Annotated in this window: 8 protein-coding genes; 7 read left to right on the top strand and 1 reads right to left on the bottom strand. The window is 57.1% G+C overall.

Features of this window, described 5'->3' with window-relative positions; genetic code table 11:
- Positions 1-183: 183 nt before the first annotated feature.
- The 4 genes from B5G06_RS13500 (at position 184) to mobC (ending at position 2,059) form a co-directional block, all read left to right on the top strand.
- Positions 184-627 (top strand): cysteine-rich VLP protein, encoded by a 444-nt coding sequence (locus B5G06_RS13500; protein ID WP_087189572.1) that lies wholly within the window; start codon positions 184-186, stop codon positions 625-627.
- 139 nt (positions 628-766) lie between these two features.
- Positions 767-1,543 carry a hypothetical protein gene (locus tag B5G06_RS13495; RefSeq protein WP_242955510.1) on the top strand — a complete coding sequence of 259 codons (777 nt, stop codon included), beginning with the start codon at positions 767-769 and terminating at the stop codon, positions 1,541-1,543.
- A gap of 13 nt (positions 1,544-1,556) precedes the next feature.
- Positions 1,557-1,715: a hypothetical protein gene (locus B5G06_RS14230; RefSeq protein WP_204220863.1), complete on the top strand. Its 159-nt coding sequence runs from the start codon at positions 1,557-1,559 to the stop codon at positions 1,713-1,715.
- A complete protein-coding gene (mobC, locus tag B5G06_RS13490) occupies positions 1,712-2,059 on the top strand; it encodes a plasmid mobilization protein (RefSeq protein WP_087189569.1) in 348 nt (115 codons plus the stop codon). The genes B5G06_RS14230 and mobC overlap by 4 nt, the downstream gene beginning before the upstream one ends.
- A gap of 98 nt (positions 2,060-2,157) precedes the next feature.
- Here the strand turns inward: mobC and B5G06_RS13485 are convergent, their stop codons facing one another.
- Positions 2,158-2,364, bottom strand: a complete 207-nt coding sequence (locus B5G06_RS13485; RefSeq protein ID WP_087189568.1) for a helix-turn-helix domain-containing protein — start codon at positions 2,362-2,364, stop codon at positions 2,158-2,160.
- A gap of 118 nt (positions 2,365-2,482) precedes the next feature.
- Between B5G06_RS13485 and B5G06_RS13480 the strand changes: the two genes are divergently transcribed.
- The 3 genes from B5G06_RS13480 to B5G06_RS13470 all read left to right on the top strand — a co-directional run bounded on the left by B5G06_RS13480 (position 2,483) and on the right by B5G06_RS13470 (position 4,892).
- Positions 2,483-2,944, top strand: a complete 462-nt coding sequence (locus B5G06_RS13480) for an SLOG family protein (RefSeq protein WP_087189567.1) — start codon at positions 2,483-2,485, stop codon at positions 2,942-2,944.
- Between the two features lie 124 nt (positions 2,945-3,068).
- Positions 3,069-3,356: a hypothetical protein gene (locus B5G06_RS13475; RefSeq protein WP_087189566.1), complete on the top strand. Its 288-nt coding sequence runs from the start codon at positions 3,069-3,071 to the stop codon at positions 3,354-3,356.
- A 126-nt stretch (positions 3,357-3,482) separates the two neighbouring features.
- Entirely contained in the window at positions 3,483-4,892 is a 1,410-nt protein-coding gene (locus tag B5G06_RS13470) for a relaxase/mobilization nuclease domain-containing protein (protein ID WP_087189570.1), read from the top strand.
- Positions 4,893-5,410: the final 518 nt, after the last annotated feature.

Raw genomic sequence — 5,410 nt, 5'->3', positions numbered from 1 at the left:
GGCTCAACAAGGAGGTGGAGAGCTTGACCCTGCTGTCCTACAGCTATTGTATCACGGGCATCTCAATGCCTGCTGATGCCTGAAATTATTAACTTTGAATCTTATTATACGAGGAGGTGCAATTTGAAAGACAATCATCATTCCCCCCGGAGGCTGACGGCCCTCCTTCTGGTCGTAGCCGTCATGCTCTCCCTCGTCCCCTCGGCCTTTGCCGCCCAGCAGAACAGCTATCGGGAGTTGACCCGGCAGGAAAAGACGGCCATCCGCAAGCTGGTGGTCCAGTGGTGCGCCAACTATGACCGGGACACGGGCTGCCTGCCCCTGGACTGCGGGTGCTATATGCTGGGGAAAATCTGGACCGGGCCCATGTGCCGGTATTTCCGGCAGGCCGTTCTGCCCCTGGACCCGGCGCTGGAGCAGGCGTTGGCCCAGGAAGATGTTGTACTGGAGCGGAGGGTATGCCCCCTGTGCGGCAGGGCCTTTGTCCCCAAGCGGCGGCAGCTCTATTGCTCCCCAGTCTGTCAGGCTGAGGCCAATCGGAAAAAGACCCGTGCCCGGATGCGGAACAAGCGTGCAAAAGACAGGTTCAAGTGTTACGATTTAAGCCCCCAAAAGCCTTGTAAATAGGGCGTTTTCGGGGCCGCTCTGGAGGGGGCCGGTATGATTTTATGACCGGCCCCCTTTTTCTCATATAATTCAAACATTTTACGCCGGTGCTATGGGACAAAGTGTCCCATACGACGGCACACATGAAAGGAGGATGCCTTTGGAAATCAATGCGGACTATGTGATCCGACGCACAATCCTGTTTGACAACAAATGCGGCTTCGTATTGGGTGAAAATCCGAAAGCCCCAAACCCCTATGTAACATGGCAGTTCAACGAGCAGGACGGACACCGGGACTACTTTTGGGGCCACTATCACAATGAGCCCGACAAGGCGGAACGGGATTTGCATAACCGGGCCGAGGACTATCAGCGGCGCTATTATGTGCTGGAGGTGGAGCAGGCCCCGGACAAGGAAACCTACAAATACTACTCCACCCAGCGGCCCATCGACATCGGCACTTACCCCAAGAGCTATTTCAACCGCCCGATCCACATGGATGTTTTCTTTACCCGCCAGCAGGTGCCGGGTGAGGCGTTCCAGGCGTGGGGAGCGATCACCTATGCCCAGCCCTTGACGGAGCAGGAAATGCAGGACTACGAGTTGCGGCCTGCCCGTGAAAATCTGGACATCCGGCGGCAGATGGATGCCCAAGCTCAGGTGGTGGGCAAATGGGAAGATGCTCACCATGTCCCGGAACAAAGGCGGCTGACCTGGTTTTATCCCGACTTTGGCAGTTATGTGGCAAAGGAATATGTGACCCCGGAGCAGTTAGCGACCCGCGTGAGAGGGATTGCGCGGCAGGAGGCTGCCCGCGCCCGCAAGGAGGGCAAGGAGCCGATTGCCGAGCAGATGAAGGCGGCCCAACAGCAGGCCCAGGAGCAGCGGGGGCCGGAGGCCCCCAAGAAAGATGCCCCGGACCGGGGCGACAGATAAGGAGGAGTGGCGTATGGAAAAAAATCAGAAGTCTAACTATGCGGAACAGGAGGCCCTGCGGCAGTTTGGCGTGTTCAATACGCCGATCCTGGCTCCGCCCCCGGAGCGCAAACTGGATAAGATGAAAGAGGCCCCCGATCCGGCCCGGAGCTTGGAGCGAGAGGAGCGGTGACAAAGAAACGCCGCCGCCCGATTCATCTTCATGTGATGGTGTCCGAGGAGGAGCTGGCGCTGATCCGGGCGCGGATGGCCGAGGCGGGTGTCCGCAACATGGGGGCCTATGTGCGGAAGATGGCCCTGAACGGCTATGTGCTCCATGTGGACCTGGGGCCGGTGCGGGAGCTGGTGTCCCTCCAGCGCCGGTGCTCCAACAATCTCAATCAGGTGGCGATCCAGGCCAACACCTACGGCGGCGTGTACCCCCAGGACATCGCTGCGCTGCACAAGGACTACGCTGACCTTTGGGAGCCGCTGTCCGACCTACTGGAAAAGCTGACCCAGGTGGTAGAAATGTAAAGGGCCGGGGAGCGGTATGTCGCTCCCCGGCATTCCAGGTATGGGACATTTTGTCCCAAAGAAAAAGGAGGAATAGGGTCAAACTCCATTCCTCGACATTATTTTTCATCTGGAAGATATGCCACAATATCATCCAGCGTACAATCCAAAATCTTGCACAGCGCATCCAGAGTGTTAGTGGAAACAGATTCGTTTGCTTTTAGTCGGCGGATTGTGGAGCTGCTGATCCCGCCCTTAAATTGCAGCGTGTATGTGGTCGCTCCACGATTTTCCATCGTTTCCCATAACGGGGCGTATGAGATCATTCAGGTTCCTCCCTCCGTTCCATACTTTACATATCTTCATTATTGCCTATAATGAAGATGCAGCGTTATAGGCAATATTGCCTATAACAGCAACAAATAAACCATAGGAGGGAATGGCGTGGAAACAAAGACTTGCTGCGTCACAGGCCACCGGGACATTTCAAAGGAGCATCTGGATTATGTGGAGCAGGAGCTCCGGCGGGAGGTGCGGGCAGCCATCGAGGATGGGTTTACCCGGTTCATATCCGGTTTTTCGGAGGGGACTGATTTAATGTTTGCCGCTATCGTGTCGGAAGAAAAGGCACGTCACCCAGGGCTCTTTTTGGAGGGGGCGATCCCATATCCCGGACGGCTGAAAACGAAGGATCAGCGGTTCCATGAATTGCTGGATTGCTGTGACGGTGTCAATGTGGTATGCCGTACCTATTCCAAATCCTGCTTTCTCCAGCGCAATCGCTACATGGTGGCAGAGTCCCAGCGGGTGATTGCCGTCTATGATGGGCGGGAGCGAGGCGGAACACTTTTCACCATGCGGGACGCCCATGCTGCCGGGCGAGAGGTTCGGGTGATCCGCATTTAGACCGTGCCCTTTGGGACAAAGTGTCCCATACGGAGGCATCCTTTACACCCCCTTATGGCAGCGGTATAATATAAATATAGAGGGAAAACCAGTGAAAACACCTGATAAATAGGAGGTTTTTGTTTTGCGTTTTGTGTTGCGGATGATAGCGTTTCCCTTCGCCGCGCTTTGCACGGTGTTTGCCGCTGTGGTGGGGCTGGTGTCTGGAATTTCCGAGGTTCTGTTGGAGCTGCTGGGAGGGCTTTGCCTGCTCTGCGCTTTATTCGCTTGGTTCATCCAGGGCAGCGGCTCCAACGGCCTGCTCCTGCTGGGGATCGCCGTGTTCTTTGTTGCGCTGGGGCTGCTGGCCGACGCTATTGTAGACGGATTGAGTACCCTGGCCGGTTCCCTGTGGAGCATGGTGCGGGGATAAGATCATTGAAAGAAACTTGTCACAACTGACCTATGGGACAAGGTGTCCCGAACCAACCGACGGCTGCCCGAGCCGTCGGTTTTCTTTTGGCAGAAAGGAGGTATTGCTACGGCCACCACGCGCTTGATTTCCCACCATATCAGCAAGGGAGATACCATCGCCCAATCCCTCAAAGACCGCCTGGACTACGGGAAGAACCCGGACAAGACCCAGGGCGGCGAATTGATCTCCGCCTATGAGTGCGACCACATGACCGCCGACGCCGAGTTCCTGCTTGCCAAGGCCAAGTACAAGGCCGCCACGGGCCGGGAGCAGCGCCGGGAGGCCGATGTACTGTGCTATCAGATCCGCCAGTCCTTCAAGCCGGGAGAGATCACCCCGGAGGAGGCAAACAAGGTGGGCTATGAAACGGCGATGCGCTGGACAAAGGGCAAGTATGCCTTTTTCGTCGCCACCCATACAGATCGCCAGCACATCCATAATCACATCTATTACAACGCCGTTTCCTTGGACTATTCCCGTAAATACCGCAACTTCCTGGGCTCCAGCTTCGCCCTGCGCCGCCTTTCGGACCGGGTGTGCCTGGAGCATGATCTGTCTGTCATCCCAAACCCCAAGCTCCACAGCCAGGGCCAGTATCTTCACTACGGCCAATGGCTGGGCGGGGATCGTCGGCCCTCTCAAAAAGAACAGCTCCGCGCCATTATCGACGCCATTCTGACGGAGCGGCCCGCCGACCTTTCGGCCTTCCTCGCCGCGCTGGAGGCGTCCGGCGTCCAGGTGATCCACGGGCGGGGCGGCGTTCTCTCTTTTCAGCTTCCCGGCTTTGCCCGGCCTGCCCGCTGGCGGAGCTCCACCCTGGGGGACGGCTACGGCCCGGAGGCGGTGCAGGCTGTCATCGACGGCACAGCCCCGGTGCGTACTCCGGCCACCGGCAGCGCCCGTCCTGCCCCCAGGCGGCTCAATTTGATTATTGACATTCAGCAGCGCATGGCACAGGGCAAGGGTCCTGGCTATGAGCGGTGGGCCAAGATTTATAACTTAAAACAGATGGCCGCCGCCCTGCAATTTCTCCAGGAGTACGGCCTGACCGACTATGACGAGCTGGCAGCCAAGACCGACGCGGCGGTGGACCAGGAACACGCCCTGGCCGGGGAGCTCCGGGCCGTTCAGGAGGAGCTGACCCATACCACCGCGCTCATGGGGGCCGTGGTACAGTACGCAAAAACCCGGCCCGTGTTCGACGGCTACAAGGCGGCCAAGTACAGCAAGAAATATCTGGCCCAGCATGAGGCGGAACTGGCCGACTACCGGGAGGCCAAGGCCACTATGAACGATCTTTTGGACGGGGCCAAGCTCCCCAAAATGGACGCCTTGAAACAAAAGCGCCGGGAGCTGACCGAGCGCAAAAAAGCCCTCACCGCACAATACCGCGCCACGCAGAAGGAAATGCGGGAGCTGGTGACGGCAAAGGGCAACATTGACCATCTTATCAATCTCACCGGCGGACGCGCCGATAAGGAACAGACCCGTTAGGGGCGGTTCCGCAGACAGACCTATGGGACACTTTGTCCCATAGTGCCGGGTTTGGGGAACTCCCCAACAAGCATTTTCGCGGGGCCCTCGGCCTTGCGAAAATGGCAAGTGTGTCCACACTTGCCTTGCTTGCCGGTACCCGGCCCGGCACGCATCCATCACTGCACCGAACTGCGGTCCTTTCTGGTTTCCATGTACCTTTGAGGTCCACCATGATATACTTTCTACACACGCTGCGACAAAAAACATTTTGGATATCTGCAGTTCTGACCTGATTTGGATGTGCCGGGCAAACGACCTGCGGACCCTTGTTTCTTATCAAAAGTTGCATCCAAAGGACAGCAGCGTAGAAGCGGAAAGGGGTATGGCATGAAAAAGTGGGGTATCAGCACGGAAGATCCTCAATTGAAAAACTAACTTCCGGTTGGGTGGCCAGTCATGCGGAAGTTAATCTTGCAAAAAGGTACCTGGAAGTAACTCTTACAAACATTTTCCAAGACATTGACATGCTCCCAACG

It is taken from the genome of Flavonifractor sp. An52 (assembly GCF_002159385.1).
Classification (GTDB): domain Bacteria; phylum Bacillota; class Clostridia; order Oscillospirales; family Oscillospiraceae; genus Flavonifractor; species Flavonifractor avicola.
This window is presented reverse-complemented; position numbering and strand designations above follow the sequence as displayed.

What these genes read in the sequence shown, in the direction of transcription:
- B5G06_RS13485 (WP_087189568.1), bottom strand. Translation starts at nt 2,364, where the DNA reads ATGATCTCATACGCCCCGTTATGGGAAACGATGGAAAATCGTGGAGCG.
- B5G06_RS14230 (WP_204220863.1), top strand. Translation starts at nt 1,557, where the DNA reads ATGGAAAAAAATCAGAAGTCTAACTATGCGGAACAGGAGGCCCTGCGG.
- B5G06_RS13500 (WP_087189572.1), top strand. Translation starts at nt 184, where the DNA reads ATGCTCTCCCTCGTCCCCTCGGCCTTTGCCGCCCAGCAGAACAGCTAT.